Here is a 17,657-nt window from a genome sequence, read left to right on the forward strand (position 1 = left end):
TATATATTTTTTAAAAAATTTTGTATAATACGCACTTTTAATTTAAGCAAAGCAAGGATTTTTAAAAATGGCAATTTCAGAGGCAGAGTTAGCAAAAATCGAGTTAAGCAAAGATGAGCAAAATCTCTTCACAAACTCAATCAGCAAGGGCGCGGACGGCGCGGATGGCGACATTCAGCAAGGGAAAATCGTTGAGATAAATAAAGATTTTGCGATGGTGGATATCGGCGAAAAAAGTGAGAAAAAGCTCGACATTAGCGAGATTACGGGCAAAGATGGCGAGTTGCTTTTCAAAAAGGGCGATTTGCTAGCGGTGTTTGTCAGCGGCGGTCGAATCTCGCATAAAAAGGCACAGCGACTACTAAAAGCAAAAGATGATTTAGAAGCGGTGTCTAAAAAATATGGCGAAAATCTCAAAAATAAAATCATCGAAGTAAGGTTATTAAGCAAAGCGAAAAACGGATTTATCGCGCAGTGGAGCGATGAAGGCAAAGAGATTGAGTGCTTTTTGCCTTTTAGAGAATCGGCAATCAGCAAAGAGGCGAAGTTTAGCGATAAGGTTATCAAAGTCTGCATTACTAAACTTGGCGAAAATAGCGTAATTATCTCGCGTAAGCGGTATTTTGACATCGCCGATAAGGTTAGAGGCGAAAAGATGAAAGAGCTAATGGAAGGCGATAAGATTCTGCGTGGCGAAGTCGTTAGCGTAACTGACTTTGGGATTTTTGTGAATATTGATGGCGTTGAGGGTATGATTCACGCAAGTGAGCTAAGCCATAAAAACTTCGCAACCCCTTCGCAACTCTACAAAGTAGGCGACATCGTGGAGGCAAAGGTGCTAAAATTTGACGAAGCAAAGTCCAAACTTTCGCTCTCCATCAAAGCACTCACAAAAGACCCGTGGGAGGACATCGCCACGCAGTTGCAAGTGGGATATACGATAAAGGCGGTGGTAAGTAGCATTAAAGATTATGGCGCGTTTGTCGATGCGGGCAATGATATCGAGGGATTTTTGCATATTACAGAAATGGCGTGGGAGAAAAATATCAAAAATCCGCACGATTATTTGCAAGTCGGGCAAGAAATCGATGTGGAGATTATCGAGCTAGACACGGCAAAAAAGCGACTTCGCGTTTCGCTTAAAAAACTCATCGATAAGCCATTTACGCAGTTTGTCAAAAAATACAAAGAGGGCGATTCAATAAGTGGCGAGGTGGCGACAATCACGGATTTTGGGGCGTTTGTGCGATTTGGCAAAGTCGATGGATTGCTTCACAATGAAGATTTATCGTGGGAGCGAAAGGACAAATGCAAGGATAAACTAAAAGTCGGCGAGACAATCGAAGTTAGAATCTTAAAAATCGATAGAGAAAAAGAAAAGATTTCGCTCTCGCGCAAGGCATTGCTACAATCTCCCGCTAGCATTTTTGGCAAAACGCACAAAATAGGCGAGATTGTCAAAGGCGAAGTAGTCTCAATAAAGGACTTTGGCGTGTTTGTGAAAATTGACTCAAATGTCGATGCGCTCATTCAAAACGAGGATTTATCGCCGTTAAAAAAAGATGAGATTAAATTAAAAGACAGCATTGAGGCGTGTATCGTGCATATTGATAATAGTAGGATTCGCCTATCTGTGCGAAAATTATCACGCCAAAAAGAGCAAAACGCCATCGAAAACTACAACAAAAAAGACGATGGCAAAATGACTTTGGGAGATATTTTAAAAGATAAAATGCAATGAATTCTTTGATAAATGCGCTATTATTTATCACCGCAACCGCCTTGCTTGTGCTATTTGCGGTGCTTGTAAATGTGTATATGAAGGGATTGGAGTTGAAGGATTTAAATATTTTAGGCGATTGGGCGAATCTATCTAGCGCAGAATCTAGCGCGAAAATCGCAGAATCTAGCGCAGAATCTAACAAAATCGCAGAATCTTGGCGTGGCATTTTCGCAAAAAAAGAAATCCCACACTTTCGCTATCCCGCGCCAGAGGCATTTATCACATTTGATTTAAGCGAAGCAAAAAGCACGGATATTTTGCAAATTAGCAATTTGGATAGTTACAAACTTTTTTGCCTAAAAGAGATTTTAAAAGCAAATAATGTAAAATTTACTTACAAAATTTTGCAACAAAAGGCGATGGTTGAAATCTCGCTAGATTCAGCGCAAAAGCGCAAAAATCTCTTAAATGACTTAAAGCGATATAACATCGCATATCACATTACAAAAGGATAGAAAATGAAGCATAAAATTATCGTTTGCGACCATATTCATAGGGCAGGGTTAGAGTTTTTGCAAAAAGAAAAAGACATTGAAATGGTGGATTACTCAAATCTCCCAAAAGATGAGCTTTTGACGAAGCTAAAAGACGCAGATGTAGCGATTACGCGAAGTTCTACGGAAGTGGGCGAGAAGTTTTTAAGCGCGGTTGGCAATCTAAAAGCAATCGTTCGCGCAGGTGTTGGCGTGGATAATGTCGATATTGAGGGTTGCTCCAAAAAGGGCATAATTGTGATGAATGTCCCCACCGCAAACACAATCGCGGCAGTCGAGCTAACTATGGCACATATCATAAACTCCGTGCGCAATTTTCCCGGCGCAAATCATCAGCTAAAAGTGGAGCGCAAATGGAAGCGCGAGGATTGGTATGGCACGGAGTTAAAGGACAAAAAATTAGGCGTAATTGGCTTTGGCAATATCGGCTCACGCGTGGCAAAACGCGCAAAGGCATTTGAGATGGATATAATCGCTTATGACCCATATATCAAAGAATCTGTGATGATTGACGCAGGTGTGAAATGCGCCAAAAGTTTAGATGAAATCCTAAAATGCGACATTATCACCATTCACACGCCAAAAAACAATGAGACAAAAAATATCATCACAAAAGCCCAAATTGACAAAATGAAAGATGGCGTGATTCTCATAAATGTCGCACGCGGTGGGCTTTATAATGAAGCTGATTTGATAGATTCGGCAAAGAGTGGGAAGATTCGCTGGCTTGGCGTAGATGTTTTTAGCAAAGAACCCGCGATTGACAATCCGCTTTTAGATTTGCCAAATATCTATGTAACGCCCCACATTGGCGCAAATACACTTGAATCACAAGAAAAAATCGCCCTTGAAGCCGCCACTACCGCCGTTGAATCAGCGCGTGGTAGTAGCTATCCAAACGCGCTAAATTTGCCTATAAAAGAGAGCGAATTGCCAAATTTTATGAATCCATATTTGGAGTTAGCGCAAAAACTTGGCTTTTTTGTCTCGCAAATCGCAAAGGACGCGATTCGTTCGTTAAAAATTACCACAAGTGGCACAATCGCGCCTTATGCCGAATCTTTGAGCGCGTTTGCTACGCTTGGGATTTTGAAACATTCGCTTGGCGATAGCGTGAATTATGTAAATATGGCGTTTGTGGCAAAAGAGCGTGGCATAAATGTCGAAGTCGCCACAAAAGAGAGCGATTCAAGCATTTATAAAAATCTGCTAACCATAAAAATCACCAGCGCAAAAGGCGAAGAAATTGCGGTTAGCGGGTGCGTATTTGATGAGGACAAATTGCGAATCGTAGAAATCAACGGCTTTGCGATGGACATCGAACCACAGGGCAAAATCGTGCTTTTCAAAAACACCGATGTGCCCGGCGTCATCGGCAACATAGGCAAAATTATGGAGCAAAACAATATCAATATCGCAGACTTTCGGCTAGGGCGCAACAACAAAGGCGAGGCGTTAGCGATGATAATCGTAGATAATGACATATTAGATGCCACGCTTGGCGAACTTCGCAAAATCAAAGCGGCGTTATCTGTCAGCTATGTGGTGATTTAGGGGCGAATTTATGGGCGCGATTTTAGATGGCAAGGGTTTGAGCGAAAAAATCATAGCGCAAGTCGCGCTTGAAGTTGCAAATCTAAAAGCACAAGGCATTCTCCCCAAACTCTGCGTGATTTTGGTAGGCGAAAATCCCGCGTCAGTGAGCTATGTCAATATGAAAAAAAAGGCTTGTGAGCGCACGGGGATTGAATCGCAAATCATAAAGTTTGATGAATTTATCGCGCAAAAATCGTTGCTTGATGAAATTGCGCGTTTGAATACTGATAAAAGCGTGAGCGGGATTTTGGTGCAGTTGCCTTTGCCAAAGCATATTGATACGGGTGCGATTTTGGAGGCGATTGAAGCGAAAAAAGATGTCGATGGATTTCACCCGTATAATATAGGGCGATTAGTAGCACAAACGCAAAGCAATTCGTCTCTTACGCGACCTTCGCGGGAGCTTGAAAAATTCTCATTCGATAGGCGACTAGCCTTATCTCAATCGAATTTTTCGGCGCAACCCACGAATCTCACGCAAGATACTAGAATTGCGAATGATTCAAATGATTCGTCATTGCGAGGCAGTGGCGAAGCCACAACGAAGCAATCCATACAAAACAACACAAAAAATCCCATTCTTGCTCCCGCTACGCCACTTGGCATTATGTGGCTACTCAAAGCCTACGACATCGCAGTCAGTGGCAAAAATGTCGCCATCATTGGTGCTAGCAATATCGTAGGCAAACCACTCTCCGCGCTTATGCTAAACGTAGGGGCGACAATTAGCGTGTGCCACATTTTGACAAAGGACATTAGCGTTTTTACCAAAAGCGCGGACATCGTGTGCGTGGGCGTTGGCAAGGTAAATCTAATCACGGCAAATATGATAAAAGATGGCGCGATTGTGATAGATATTGGGATAAACAAGGTGGATGGCAAAATCAAAGGTGATGTGGATTTTAAATCTGTCGCAAAAAAGGCGAGTTTTATCACGCCTGTGCCCGGTGGCGTGGGACCGATGACGATTGCGATGTTGCTTAAAAATACGATTTTATGTGCGCAAATCCTACACGAATCTAGCGCAAATCCCACCGCAAAGGACAAAAATGAACTTCCTTAAAAAACTCTACGCATTTTCGACCACTTGGACAGGGACGATTATCATCGTGCTATTTCTTATCTTTTTTGTCGCACAAGCCTTTATAATCCCCTCGCGCTCAATGGTAAATACGCTCTATGAGGGCGATTTGCTCTTTGTGAAAAAATTTTCCTACGGCATTCCAATCCCGCGAATCCCGTGGATTGAAGTCCCCGTTTTGCCAGATTTTCGTGGCAACGGACACATAATAGAGGGCAAACGCCCCACGCGCGGGGAGATTGTGATTTTTATCCCGCCACATTTAGAAAAGACTTATTTTGTGAAGCGCACATTTGCAACGCAGGGCGATGAAGTGGTGATGGCAAAGGATGGGCTATATTTGCGCCCCGTTGAAGGCGATTCGCTGATAAGCGAAAAATACGCCGACTTTGAAAAGCGCGAATTTATGGGCAAGATTTTTGTGAAAAATCCACTTATGCGCGAGTTTAAGGGGATTCATTACAACAAAAAAGAGAGCATTTCTTACAATGCGCTTTTGATTCGCGCAAATACTTTAAATAAAAGTGCGATGAAGCCCTTTGAAGCGCGTAATGGCGAGATTTATTTTTATCACAAAGTCGAAGAAGACCACTTTTTTATGATAGGCGACAATCGCGATGGGAGCGAGGATTCGCGCTTTTGGGGTAGTGTGCCATACCGCGACATTATCGGCACGCCGTGGTTTATCTATTTTAGCCTAAATTTGGCAAACAGCGATGAATCCAAAATCGATTCAAAGCACACTTACAAAATCCGCTGGAATAGAATGTTTAAAGGCGTAGATGGATTAGAAAAATTAGCAACACAAAAGGCAGATTCTGCGAACGCAGAATCTGCCCCCACTTCGTCATTGCGAGGCAGTTTGAGCGAAGCGAAAACAACGAAGCAATCCAAAAAAAATAATCCGTGCGAAGCACCCAAAACTCGCCCGCTTCGTGGTGCAAAAAATCGGATTCAAGGTTGCAGTAGTGCAACCGCCGATTTTTTGCTAGAAGCGGAAAAGCGAGGCACTCCCCCTAAAAGCGAAAAAGCGGCTGCTTTTTGGGGACACAATTTAATAGTCGGGGGGAGCGGGAGCGGGGTGCAGCCCTTTTTGCGAAAAGAAACAAGCGAATCTAATTTAAAAAACAGCGATTTTATCGCAGAATCACAGAATCTAAATAAAGATTCTTCGCTCGTTTCACTCGCTCAGAATGACAAAATGGATTGCCACGAAGGCGCCACAAGTGCGACTTCTTGCAATGACGAAATAAAAAGCGAAAATTCGCAGAATCTCGCAATGGTAAGAAAAAACGCACTAGATTCTGCGATTTTAAGGTAGCAAATGCCCGACTTCAATCCACTTGATTTAGCCATAAAAATCGCCGTTTTGCTTATCGCAATCATCGGGCACGAGATTATGCACGGGTTTGTCGCGCTAAAATACGGCGATACCACCGCAAAAATCGCAGGGCGATTAAGCATAAATCCCATTCGCCACATTGATATTTTTGGCTCTATTTTGTTGCCTTTGGGGCTATTTTTGCTAAATGCGCCATTTTTGTTTGGCTGGGCAAAGCCCGTGCCTGTGGATATTCGCAAGGTTATCGAAAATGGCGATTTTAACGGCGCGATTGCCGTCTCTTTGGCTGGAATCGCATATAATCTTTTCATCGCGCTTGTTGCAGCGATAATCTTACGCGCATTTTTTACGGGCGAGTTGCAGGGGGGATTGAGCGCGATTGTGGCGTATTTTTTGGCACTTTGCGTGATTTATAATGTAATCCTTGCCGTTTTTAATCTACTGCCCATCCCACCGCTAGATGGCGCACAAGCAGTGGGATATTTGAGCCTAAAATTTGGAAGCGATACAATCCCGCTATTTTTCAACAAAATCGAGCGATTTGGTATTGTAATTGTGATGGCGGTGCTATTTTTTGGCGCGAAATTTTTGGCAATCCCCATAAACGCGCTAATAAATCTATTTTTAGCTTAATGGAGGGCAAAATGACTTGTATTATCGGTTGCGACCACGCGGGGTTAGATTTGGCAAATGAGATTTTGGCGCACTTGCAAAATAGGGCTTCAAAAATTATCCACATTTTTCCGCAAAGTGGGCAAAAAGTGGATTACCCAGACTATGCGAATCTCACTTGCAAAGAAGTTTTGAGCGAAAATGCGTTTGGCATTTTGGTGTGTGGCAGTGGCATTGGTATGAGTATCGCCGCAAACAAAATTAAGGGCATTCGCGCCGCGCTTTGCACAAATGAATATATGGCGCATTTTGCAAGGGCGCATAATAACGCAAATGTGCTGTGTTTGGGAGCGCGTGTGGTGGGGAGCGGTGTCGCGCTTGAAATCGTGGATAAATTTTTAAGCGCGGAGTTTGAGGGCGGACGGCATAAGATTCGCGTGGATAAAGTGAATCTAATGTAGGGGTGAAAAATGAATACAAATTCTACCAAATCGCAGAATCTAGCAGATTTCGCGACACACACACCAAACACTACTTTAAAGTCTCTTATTTTTTCGCAAAAAGGGCTGCACCCCCCGCCCCGCTCCCCCTACGCGCCAAAAAGCAGCCGCTTTTTCGCTTTTAGGGGGAGGGCTCTCGCTTTCTCCGCTTCTAGCAAAAAATCGGCGGGTGGCACTACTGCACCCTTTGAATCCGATTTTTTGCACCACGAAGCGGGCGAGATTAAGGGTGCTTCGCACGAATCTTTTTTAGATTCTGCGTTAAACGCAGAATCTCTCGTAACTTCTACCAAATCGCAGAATCTAGCAGATTCTACGAATCGCACTTTAAATTGTCATTTTGAGCGAAGCGAAAAATCTCAAAATCTCAAAAATAGAGATTCTTCGATTGCTTCGCAATCTCAGAATGACAAAATAATCGCAGAATCGCAGAATCTAAAAAGAGATTCTTCGCCTACGGCTCAAAATGACAAAACAAAAAACGCAAATTCTACAAATCACCCCAAAAAAATCGTATTTTCGGGCATTCAGCCCACAGGGAGCATTCACATTGGCAACTATTTTGGCGCGATTAAGACTTGGGTGGCAAATCAGGAGATTTATGAAAATATCTTTTGCGTGGTAAATTCTCACGCAATCACAATTCGCCAAAATCCCGCCACCTTGCGCGAAGAGACGCTAAATCTCGCCACAATGCTACTTGCCTGTGGCATCAGCCCCAAAAAATCAAATCTCTTTATCCAAAGCGAAATCGACTATCACCCCGCGCTTGCGTGGATTTTGGATTGCAATATTTTTATGGGCGATATGAGCCGTATGACGCAGTTTAAGGACAAAAGCGCGAAAAATGCCAAAAATATCAATGTCGGGCTTTTCAACTATCCCGCGCTTATGGCATCCGATATTTTGCTCTATGACGCGGATTTAGTGCCTGTGGGGAGCGACCAAAAACAGCATATCGAGCTAACGCGTAATGTGGCGGAGAAATTTAACAAAGACTTTGGCGAGTGCTTTAAAATCCCAGAGCCTCTCATCGTGCGCGAGAGAGCTAGGATTATGGGATTAGACAATCCAAGCATAAAAATGAGCAAAAGCGTAAAATCGCCCAATCACGCAATCTTTTTGCTAGATTCGCCTGATGATATTTCGCGCAAAATCAAACGCGCGGTAACGGATTCGAAAAGCACAATCGCCTTTGATGAATCCCGCGCAGGGCTTTATAATCTGCTTTGTATGGTGGAGATTTTAAGTGGCAAAAATCGCGTTGAGATTGAGAGTGAATTTAGCGGAAAAGGCTATGGTGCGCTAAAAAGTGCGCTTACCGAACTTTTAATCGCAGAGCTAACGCCGATTCGCAAGAATTATAACGACTTGCAAAAAAATAGGGATTTTGTGATGGACATTTTAAAACAAGGGCGCGAAAATGTCGCCCCCATCGCAAAAGCGACTTATGAACGCGCAAAAAAAATGGTAGGGTTGTTTTAGATTCTGCGAATTTGGTGTAAGATTCTGCGACTCGCACGAAAATTTTATAAAATCGCAGAATCTAAATTAAAAAATAGATTGCCACGACTTGTAAGCAAGTCTCGCAATGACGGAATAAATAACACAGATTCTGCGAATCAAACAAAAAATCGCAGAATCTAGCGTGAAAATATATTAGATTCTGCGAATCGCCTTTAATATGCTAATTTTGATAAAATCGCTGTCAATATTTACGCCAAACATTAGACTTTTATCGTTTGTGAGATTCGCAAGGTAATTTTCCATTTTTTACTTTAATCCATACTAAAAATTATTCCTAAAAATCGACTATAAAGCATTTATTTGATTTAAGTCAATATTGAAATTGGCATTTTGCGGTATTATTACTAGCGTGTTTTACACAAATCTAAAATTTAAGGAGTTGCAATATGGCTACACGAAAAGAGCGCGATTTTATCGGCGAGTTAGAAATCCCCGATAATGTATATTACGGAGTGCAAACATTCCGTGCTGTGGATAATTTTAAGATGACGGGAAGGACATTTAAGGACTATCCATTCTTTGTCAAAGCATTTGCGCAAGTCAAAAAAGCAGCCACTTTGGCAAACAAAGAAGTGGGCGTTTTGGACGCAGATAAGGCTGATGCTTTGGTAAAAGCGGCAGATAAAGTCATAGCTGGTGAGTATGCAGAACAATTTGTCGTAGATATGATTCAAGGTGGCGCAGGGACAAGCACAAATATGAATATGAACGAAGTTTTGACAAATATCGCGCTTGAATCTATGAAGCATAAAAAGGGCGAATATCAATATTTGCACCCAAATGACCATACGAATTTGGGACAATCTACAAACGACACTTATCCTAGCTCAATCAAAGTCGCAACTTGGGCGAAATTAGGCGATTTGCTAAAAGCTATGGAAGGGCTTAAAAAAGAGTTAGAAAAAAAAGGCAAAGAATACAAAGACTATATCAAAATGGGGCGCACAGAGTTAGAAGACGCCGTCCCTACGACTTTGGGCAATACTTTTAATGCCTTTGCAAGCTATATCAAAGCCGATATGGAGCGACTAAGCTATGCGCGTGATATTATGCAAGTGCTAAATATGGGCGCAACTGCGATTGGCACGGGCATTAACTGCCATCCAGACTACAAAAACGCCGTAGAAAAACACCTATGCAAAATCACAGGCGGCAAATTCAAACCAGCCGATGATTTAATCGCTGCTACGCAAGATACTGCGGATTTTGTTTTTGTAAGCGGTGCTTTGAAAACTGCTGCCGTTCGCCTAAATAAAATCGCAAATGATTTAAGGCTAATGAATTCAGGTCCTCGTTGCGGACTTGGCGAAATCAACTTGCCAAAAATGCAACCCGGAAGCTCCATAATGCCCGGCAAAGTCAATCCTGTGATTTGCGAAGTGGTGCAAGAGGCTTGCTATGAAGTAATCGGCAATGATGTAACCATAATGCTTTGCAGTGAGCGAGGCGAATTTGAGCTAAATGCCGTTGAGCCCGGAATCGCTTACGCGCTATTTAATTCGCTTGTGATTTTGGAAAATGCGATGAATACTTTGGCAAACAAAGCCATCAAAAATCTCACAGCTAACGCAGAGGCTTGCAAACAAGCGGTGCTAAACTCCATTGGAATAGTAACTGCTTTTAACCCTGTGCTAGGCTACGAAAAATCTGCTTCAATCGCAAAAGAAGCATTGGAGAGTGGCAAATCTGTGGGCGAAATCTGCCTAAATAGAGGATATTTGCCAAAAGATGAGATTGATAAAATCTTAAACCCAAAAAATATGCTAAATCCTCAAATGAAGCAAAAACGCAAAGATTCATAACCTAAAAGGAGGGTATTATGGAAGTTTTACTAGTAATCTTACAAGTTGTCGTGCTTTTGGGCGCGATATTTTTAGGGATTCGACTTGGTGGCATAGCTATCGGCTATGCTGGTGGTATTGGCGTTATCATTCTTGGACTTGCGCTTGGTATGAAACCGGGTGCTATTCCTTGGGATGTGATTTTAATCATTATGGCGGTGATTGCGGCGATTGCAGCGATGCAGATTGCGGGAGGATTGGATTATTTGGTGCAGATTGCAGAGCGAATCTTGCGCTCAAATCCCAAATATATCAACTATCTTGCGCCAACGGTAACATACTTGCTGACAATTTTGGCAGGAACAGGACACACGGCGTTTTCGATGATTCCTGTAATCGTTGAGGTGGCAAAAGAGCAAAATATCAAGCCTTCTGTCCCGCTTTCAATCGCAGTGGTTTCATCGCAAATCGCAATCACAGCAAGTCCTGTGAGCGCGGCTGTGGTGTATATGAGCGGTGTGTTAGAGCCACTTGGGTGGAGCTATCCATTGCTACTTGGCATTTGGATTCCTACGACATTTATCGGTTGTATGGTAACGGCGTTTTTGCTAACCAAATTTGCAAATTTGGATTTAAGCAAAGACCCTGTGTATCAAGATAGACTTGCAAAAGGGCTTGTCAAAAAGAGCGTAGGCGCACAAAACATTCAGCTTAAAAAAGGCGCGAAACTATCAGTGCTTTTGTTTTTGCTAGGTGTGCTTTTTGTGGTGCTTTATGCAACGGCGATTTCAAAAATCGGTGGCGAACCCGTGCTTATTGCAAATGTCATTGTGCCACGCGATGCGGCGATTATGAGCGCAATGCTAACCATTGCGACGCTAATAGTGATATTTTGCAAAGTTGATGTTAGCAAAATCCCTGAGACTTCAAGCGTCTTTAAAAGCGGTATGGTAGCGTGTGTGTGCGTATTTGGTGTGGCGTGGCTTGGCAATACCTTTGTCGAAGGGCACACAGATAGCATTAAAGAACTCGCTTCAAACCTTGTGAAAAACTATCCCGCGCTTTTGGCGGTGGCGTTTTTCTTTGCTAGCACTTTGCTTTACTCACAAGCAGCAACTGCAAAGGCGATTACGCCTGTGGTGATTGCAGCACTTGGCATAAGCGCGGCAAATCCGGGCGATTCGTATATGCTTGTGGCTTCATTTGCAGCGGTTAGCGCACTTTTCGTGCTACCGACTTACCCCACACTTTTGGGTGCGGTGCAAATGGACGACACAGGCTCAACGCGAATCGGCAAATATATCTTTAACCACGCGTTTTTCTTACCCGGCGTCCTAGCGATTGCATTTAGCGTAGCATTTGGCTTTTTGGCTGTGGCGTTTGTAGGATAAATGCGCTTACATAGATTTTTGCGCTTTGCGTATATATGGCGCATTTTGAAAGTTGCGTAGATAAAGTAAATCTAATGTAGTGGTGAAAAATTAAGGTAAATTCTAAAAATCGCAGAATCTCTCGTAAATCAAAATTTTCCCTCCCTTGCGGGAGGGGTTTGGGGTGGGACAGATTCTGCGTTTTTCGTCAGATTCTGCGATATTTTTCCGTCATTGCGAGGCAGTTTGAGCGTAGCGAAAACAACGAAGCAATCCATTAAATTTTTCACAATTCGCAGAATCTAATAGATTGCCACGAAAATCCTACGGATTTTCTCGCAATGACGAAATTTTCACACTCTGATTCGCGTTAGCGCAATCACAATCCGCAGGATTTACGAGCGAAGCGAAGTAACCATCGAAGTAATGGCGGTGGAGGTTTTGTAATTTTAAAAATTTTTAGGATTGAGACTAGACTAGCGGTCTGCGAAATCCTAAAAATTTTTAAAAGTGCGAAAGATGCACCAAAGACACAAATTGCCCCTCTAATCCTCCATATATTTTTTTAAGTTTCTCCCCACTCTCGGGTGTTTTAGTTTTTTTATCGCACTTGATTCGATTTGGCGCACTCGCTCACGCGTAACATTTAATTCCTTGCCGATTTCCTCCAAAGTCCTATCGCTCTCATCATCAAGTAGCCCAAAGCGCATTTTGATTACCGCCCGTTCGCGCTCATTTAACTGCGACAAAACATCTTCGATTTGGTTTCGCAAATCATCTTTTAGCACCTGCTCCATCGGTCCTATGATATTTTTATCCTCCACAAAGTCCCCATATTTGCCGTCATCATCGTTGCCGATTGGCGCATCCAAACTAATTGGCTCTTTTGTCATTTTTATCACATTTTTGATTTTGTCAATGGGGATTGCCACCTCTTTTGCGATATTGTCAATGTCGGATTCCTTGCCGTGCTTTTGCATATAGTCGCGCTGTGCTTTATTGATTTTATTCACGGTGTCAATCATATGGATAGGGATTCGAATCGTTCGCGCTTGGTCGGCTATGGCGCGTGAAATGGCTTGTTTAATCCACCAAGTCGCATAAGTGGAGAATTTCAAATCTCTTTTGTATTCAAACTTATCCACCGCCTTCATTAGCCCGATATTGCCCTCTTGAATCAAATCCAAAAACGGCAATCCGCGATTGGTATATTTTTTGGCGTTTGACACCACAAGGCGCAAGTTGCTTTTTGCCATTTTGTTTTTTGCCTCATCGACTATGACTTTGCCCCGCTTGATTTGTTCCAAAATCTCTTTTAGCTTCTCTGGCTCTAAATTAAAGCTATCCTTACTCGCCTCTTTGGTTAAAATCAGCTTTTTTATCTCCACATAAGTGCTTACCATAGTCGTCTCTGGCACAGCTTGGGCGATGTCGCTTTTGCTCATATTTGTGATATTTGAGAGAATATTGCGGTGATTTTCGCGCAAGGTTTCATTAAAAAGTGGGAGTTTGTATTCTAACTTTTTCATCTCGCGCTCAAAGGATTCATCGCCTTTTAGGACATTTTCCATAATCTTTACGATTTCTGTGATTAGCTTGCTAGTGGGTCCCAAAGCAAGTAATTTTTCTTTCAGCACTTCTTTTTTATGCGCCAAAAGCAAAATATCGCTTAATTTTGTCAAATCCTGCGGGAGCGAATCGCGCGTCTTTAACATATCTTTTCTAGCCTTATCCAAATCCTTAAATGCCGATAGCACGGCTTTTACGCGCTCATTGTCTTTGGCAGTCTTTTTGGGTGGCTTTGCTTTAAATTCGCCATCATCAAATTCATCAAAATCCTCGTCCTCGTCGTCCTTTTTGTCATCATTTAGCATTAAATCATCGCTGTCATCATCAAATCCCTCTTTGCCGTCCTTATCCTCAAAGTTTTTAAACAGCTCTTTTACGCGCCGCTCACGATTTATCAGTGCATCGCGATAGTTGTAAATAAACTCCGTGAGATATGGCACAGAGCAAATCGCATCAATTATGATATTCTCCCCTCGCTCCATATTGCGCCCAAGCTCGGTTTCCTCATCCTTTGTAAGCAACTGAATCTGCCCCATTTCGCGCAAATACATTCGCACAGGGCTATCGCTTCTGCTCCATTCAAGCGATTCGCGCTTTTTTAGCAAGTCAAATTCATCATCGGCATCATCATCTAGCTGCTTTTTCTTTTGCTCTTTGGCGAGCTGCTTTTCCTCGTAATTTAGCTTTTTGGCAAGCTCTGATGAGCTGACAAAGGACTTTTTATATTTTTTGGCAAAAATCTCAATCTTTTGAATTTGGCTCTCCGTAGGTGGCTTTTTAAGCGCGGCTGCGATTTCCTCATACGCGACAAAATCGCCATCTTTTTTTCTAAAAAACTGCTCCAAGCGTCCCATCGGCGTTTTTGCCTCTTTTATCTCTTTTTGTTTTTTTTCAACTTTTTGTTTGCTTTCGATTTTTGGCGCAGAATCTGCTTTTTTTGTAGATTCTGCGATTTTTGGCTTTTGGGCGATTTTTTTTGCTGAATTTGCTTTTTTTGCAGAATCTGCGCTAGATTCTGCGATTTTTGTGGATTTTGTGATTTTTGGTGCTGAATCTTTTTTTGCAACTTTTACTTTTGGTGCAATGTGTTTTTTAGCGACTTTTGGCGTAGAAACTATCTTTTTTGTAGATTCTGCGATTTTTGGCTTTGTGGCGATTTTTTTTGCAGAATCTTTTGCAGATTTCGCAGAATCTTTTACAGATTTCACTGAAACTACCTTGCTTGGCTTTTTAGCGGGTTTTTTGGCAAATTTGATTGTTTTATATTTGCTTAAATTTAGTTTTTTTGCCTTTTTCGCAGAATCTGCCTTTGGTGCGACTTTTTTCGCTGAATCTGTTGCGGTTTTTGTGGTGGATTTTTTAGTGCTCATATTTCTCCCCTTTGGATTTTCAAATATCGAAAAATTTTTGCTTTTACTATAATTTTGCTTAAAATTATCTTAATTTCCAAATTTCTTTTGTTTCATTTAGTAACTTTAAATCAATCTCACTTACCAAAATGCCATCTTTTTCGCCCAGCATATCGCCCAAACTTCCGTCAGGCAAGGCGATAAAGCTCTCTCCGTAAAAATCCCACGCAATACTGCTCTCCATAAATCTGCCCGTGCGATTCACGCGCACCACAAAGCAAGAATTTAAAAACGCACGAGTTTGCAAAAGTCGCTGCCACCGCGCATTTGAGCCAAATGAACTACTTGTCGGCACACACAAAATATCCACGCCCTTTTTGCTTAAATCTATCATAATCTCATCAAAGTGCGCCTCCCAGCCAAAAATCGCACTTACCTTCAATCCACCCACTTCAAAAATCAGCGCAGAATCTGCGGTGGATTCTGCGATTTTGCGTTTTTTGGCGGTAGATTCTGCGGATTTCGTGCGATTCGCAGAATCTGTGAGATTTTTAGATTCTGCGGATTTGCGAGATTCTGCGATTTTCGTGCGAGATTCTGCGATTTTAATAGATTCTGCGTTATCAAAAAATGATTTTTCATCCCAATGCGAATAGCTCATCAATCGCGTGGCGCGATAATATTTCACATTCGCAGAATCTACCACCAAAATGCTTTTATAAACACTCCCATCCACCCACTCAATCAACGGCGCAACGATGGTGGTTTGATACTTTTTTGCTAACCCCGCCAAATATTTCTCGCCCACCGCAAACTCCCTTTTTAGCGCACTTTTCGTGTGATATTCTTTGAAAAATTTATTTAGCACAAAATCGCCAAGCACCATTAAATCAATCTCTTTTTTACGCAATTTTAACGCACTCAAATGCTTATCCAAAATCTTATTTTGTGGCGAAATATGCGCAAACTGCGCGATTAAAATCTTCATTTACTGCCCTCTTTTTTGTTGATTTCATCATATAAATTTTTGGCGGATTCAAGCATTTTTTGCGCTTCGTTTATCTCATCTACGCCGTCTTTGTAGAGTTGCATTCCGTCTTTTAGCGTGATTTCGGTGCTGTTTAGCTTGTCGATGATTTGCTTTATCTTTGCGATTCTATCCTCAAAATGAATATTGTCTTTTTCACCCATAAGCCTATCCTATGTGATAATTTGGCGATTCTTTGGTGATATCCACATCGTGGACATGGGATTCGCGCAAACCTGCGCTTGTGATTTCCACAAAGTCGGCGTTTTTCCAAAATGTAGGAATGTCCTTGCTCCCCAAATATCCCATAGAGCTTCGCAAACCGCCCTCTAATTGAAAAATAATATCGCGAATCTTACCCCGATATGGCACTCGCCCTTCAATGCCCTCTGGCACAAGCTTATCTTGCGCTACGCCCTCTTGAAAATATCTATCACTGCTACCACTTGCCATCGCCCCGATACTGCCCATACCGCGATAGTTTTTGTATTGTCGTCCTTGATAGATGATTAAATCGCCCGGCGTTTCTTCGCACCCTGCAAACATACTGCCTATCATCACGCAGCTTGCGCCCAAAGCGATTGCCTTTGCGACATCGCCTGAATATTTTATCCCGCCATCGGCGATTATTGGAATCTTGTGCTTTTTTGCTTCGCTCACGCAGTCCATAATCGCTGAAATCTGTGGCATTCCCACACCTGCTACGATTCGCGTGGTGCAAATACTGCCCGGTCCTATGCCGACTTTGACAGAGTCTGCCCCCGCGCTAATCAAATCGCGCGTGGCTTCTTTGGTAACGACATTACCTACGATTAAATCTATCGTTAGCTCTTTTTTTATCGCTTCAATGGTTTTTAGCACATTTATCGAATGCCCGTGTGCGCAATCTAGCACGATTACATCAACTCCCGCTTCTGCCAACGCCCTTGCTCTGTCAATCTGCATAACGCCTATCGCTGCGCCTACGCGAAGTCGCCCCAGCGCGTCTTTGTTTGAGTTTGGATATTCGATGCGCTTTTGAATGTCTTTGATTGTAATTAGCCCTTTTAGGACATTTTGGGCGTTTATTATGGGGAGTTTTTCGATTTTGTGCTTGTGCATAATCTTTTTTGCTTCATCAAGCGTTGTGTTTTCTTTTGCCGTGATTAGCGGGGCTTTTGTCATCACATCGCCCACTAATTTTCGCAAATCGCGCTCAAACCTCGTGTCGCGATTCGTAAGAATGCCGATGAGTTTGCCATCATTATCCACCACAGGGACGCCTGAAATCTTGTAATTATCGGTGATTAGCTTTGCGTCCGCTAGGGTTCTGTCGGCTTGAATGTAAATAGGGTCGGTTATGACGCCAGATTCGCTTTTCTTTACCTTTTTTACTTGTTGAATCTGTGCGTTTATGTCCATATTTTTGTGGATTATGCCAATCCCGCCCATTCTAGCCATCGAAATCGCCGTATTGTATTCAGTAACGGTATCCATCGCCGCGCTTACAAAGGGCGAATTTAACGAAATATTTTTGCTTAATTTGGACTTCACGCTAACTTCTTTTGGCAAAACTTCGGAGTATCGCGGGACAAGCAAAATATCCTCGAAAGTTAGGGCTTTTTTGATGATTTTCTCTGCCATTTT

General features: G+C 42.5%; 14 protein-coding genes and 1 pseudogene. 10 read left to right on the plus strand and 5 right to left on the minus strand.

Annotation, left to right across the window (positions count from 1 at the left end; genetic code table 11):
• Window positions 1–67: 67 nt before the first annotated feature.
• The 10 genes and pseudogenes from ACWIUE_RS08470 to ACWIUE_RS08515 all read left to right on the plus strand — a co-directional run bounded on the left by ACWIUE_RS08470 (window position 68) and on the right by ACWIUE_RS08515 (window position 12,107).
• Window positions 68–1,741 carry a S1 RNA-binding domain-containing protein gene (locus ACWIUE_RS08470; protein ID WP_454136294.1) on the plus strand — a complete coding sequence of 558 codons (1,674 nt, stop codon included), beginning with the start codon at window positions 68–70 and terminating at the stop codon, window positions 1,739–1,741.
• Window positions 1,738–2,238, plus strand: a complete 501-nt coding sequence (locus ACWIUE_RS08475; RefSeq protein ID WP_454136295.1) for a hypothetical protein — start codon at window positions 1,738–1,740, stop codon at window positions 2,236–2,238. Before ACWIUE_RS08470 ends, ACWIUE_RS08475 begins: the two co-directional genes overlap by 4 nt.
• A gap of 3 nt (window positions 2,239–2,241) precedes the next feature.
• The gene (gene serA, locus ACWIUE_RS08480) at window positions 2,242–3,831 is read left to right on the plus strand and encodes a phosphoglycerate dehydrogenase (protein ID WP_454136296.1); all 1,590 of its coding nucleotides are present in this window, start codon (window positions 2,242–2,244) and stop codon (window positions 3,829–3,831) included.
• 10 nt (window positions 3,832–3,841) lie between these two features.
• A complete protein-coding gene (locus tag ACWIUE_RS08485; protein WP_454136297.1) occupies window positions 3,842–4,936 on the plus strand; it encodes a bifunctional 5,10-methylenetetrahydrofolate dehydrogenase/5,10-methenyltetrahydrofolate cyclohydrolase in 1,095 nt (364 codons plus the stop codon).
• Window positions 4,923–5,777: pseudogene (gene lepB / locus ACWIUE_RS08490) on the plus strand (signal peptidase I); the annotation flags it as partial. The gene ACWIUE_RS08485 and the pseudogene lepB, both read left to right, overlap by 14 nt.
• 531 nt (window positions 5,778–6,308) lie before the next feature.
• On the plus strand, window positions 6,309–6,929 hold the full coding sequence (locus tag ACWIUE_RS08495; protein ID WP_454136389.1) for a site-2 protease family protein: 621 nt from the start codon (window positions 6,309–6,311) through the stop codon (window positions 6,927–6,929).
• Between the two features lie 11 nt (window positions 6,930–6,940).
• Window positions 6,941–7,369 carry a ribose 5-phosphate isomerase B gene (gene rpiB, locus ACWIUE_RS08500; protein ID WP_454136298.1) on the plus strand — a complete coding sequence of 143 codons (429 nt, stop codon included), beginning with the start codon at window positions 6,941–6,943 and terminating at the stop codon, window positions 7,367–7,369.
• Between the two features lie 549 nt (window positions 7,370–7,918).
• Window positions 7,919–8,893, plus strand: coding sequence for a tryptophan--tRNA ligase (gene trpS, locus ACWIUE_RS08505; protein WP_454136390.1), 975 nt, complete (start codon window positions 7,919–7,921; stop codon window positions 8,891–8,893).
• Between the two features lie 428 nt (window positions 8,894–9,321).
• Window positions 9,322–10,737, plus strand: coding sequence for an aspartate ammonia-lyase (locus ACWIUE_RS08510; protein WP_454136299.1), 1,416 nt, complete (start codon window positions 9,322–9,324; stop codon window positions 10,735–10,737).
• Between the two features lie 17 nt (window positions 10,738–10,754).
• Window positions 10,755–12,107 carry an anaerobic C4-dicarboxylate transporter gene (locus ACWIUE_RS08515; protein ID WP_454136301.1) on the plus strand — a complete coding sequence of 451 codons (1,353 nt, stop codon included), beginning with the start codon at window positions 10,755–10,757 and terminating at the stop codon, window positions 12,105–12,107.
• Window positions 12,108–12,235: 128 nt separating this feature from the next.
• On the opposite strand, the gene ACWIUE_RS08520 is transcribed toward ACWIUE_RS08515, so the two are convergent.
• The 5 genes from ACWIUE_RS08520 to guaB form a co-directional block, all read right to left on the minus strand.
• On the minus strand, window positions 12,236–12,376 hold the full coding sequence (locus ACWIUE_RS08520) for a hypothetical protein (protein ID WP_454136302.1): 141 nt from the start codon (window positions 12,374–12,376) through the stop codon (window positions 12,236–12,238).
• A 255-nt stretch (window positions 12,377–12,631) separates the two neighbouring features.
• Window positions 12,632–14,509: an RNA polymerase sigma factor RpoD gene (gene rpoD / locus ACWIUE_RS08525; protein WP_454136391.1), complete on the minus strand. Its 1,878-nt coding sequence runs from the start codon at window positions 14,507–14,509 to the stop codon at window positions 12,632–12,634.
• 580 nt (window positions 14,510–15,089) lie between these two features.
• Complete coding sequence (locus tag ACWIUE_RS08530; protein WP_454136303.1) at window positions 15,090–15,992, minus strand: carbon-nitrogen hydrolase family protein; 903 nt, start codon at window positions 15,990–15,992, stop codon at window positions 15,090–15,092.
• Entirely contained in the window at window positions 15,989–16,195 is a 207-nt protein-coding gene (gene xseB / locus ACWIUE_RS08535; RefSeq protein WP_454136304.1) for an exodeoxyribonuclease VII small subunit, read from the minus strand. The genes ACWIUE_RS08530 and xseB overlap by 4 nt, the downstream gene beginning before the upstream one ends.
• Window positions 16,196–16,199: 4 nt before the next feature.
• Complete coding sequence (guaB, locus tag ACWIUE_RS08540) at window positions 16,200–17,654, minus strand: IMP dehydrogenase (protein ID WP_454136305.1); 1,455 nt, start codon at window positions 17,652–17,654, stop codon at window positions 16,200–16,202.
• Window positions 17,655–17,657: the final 3 nt, after the last annotated feature.

Source organism: Helicobacter sp. 23-1045, assembly GCF_053654655.1.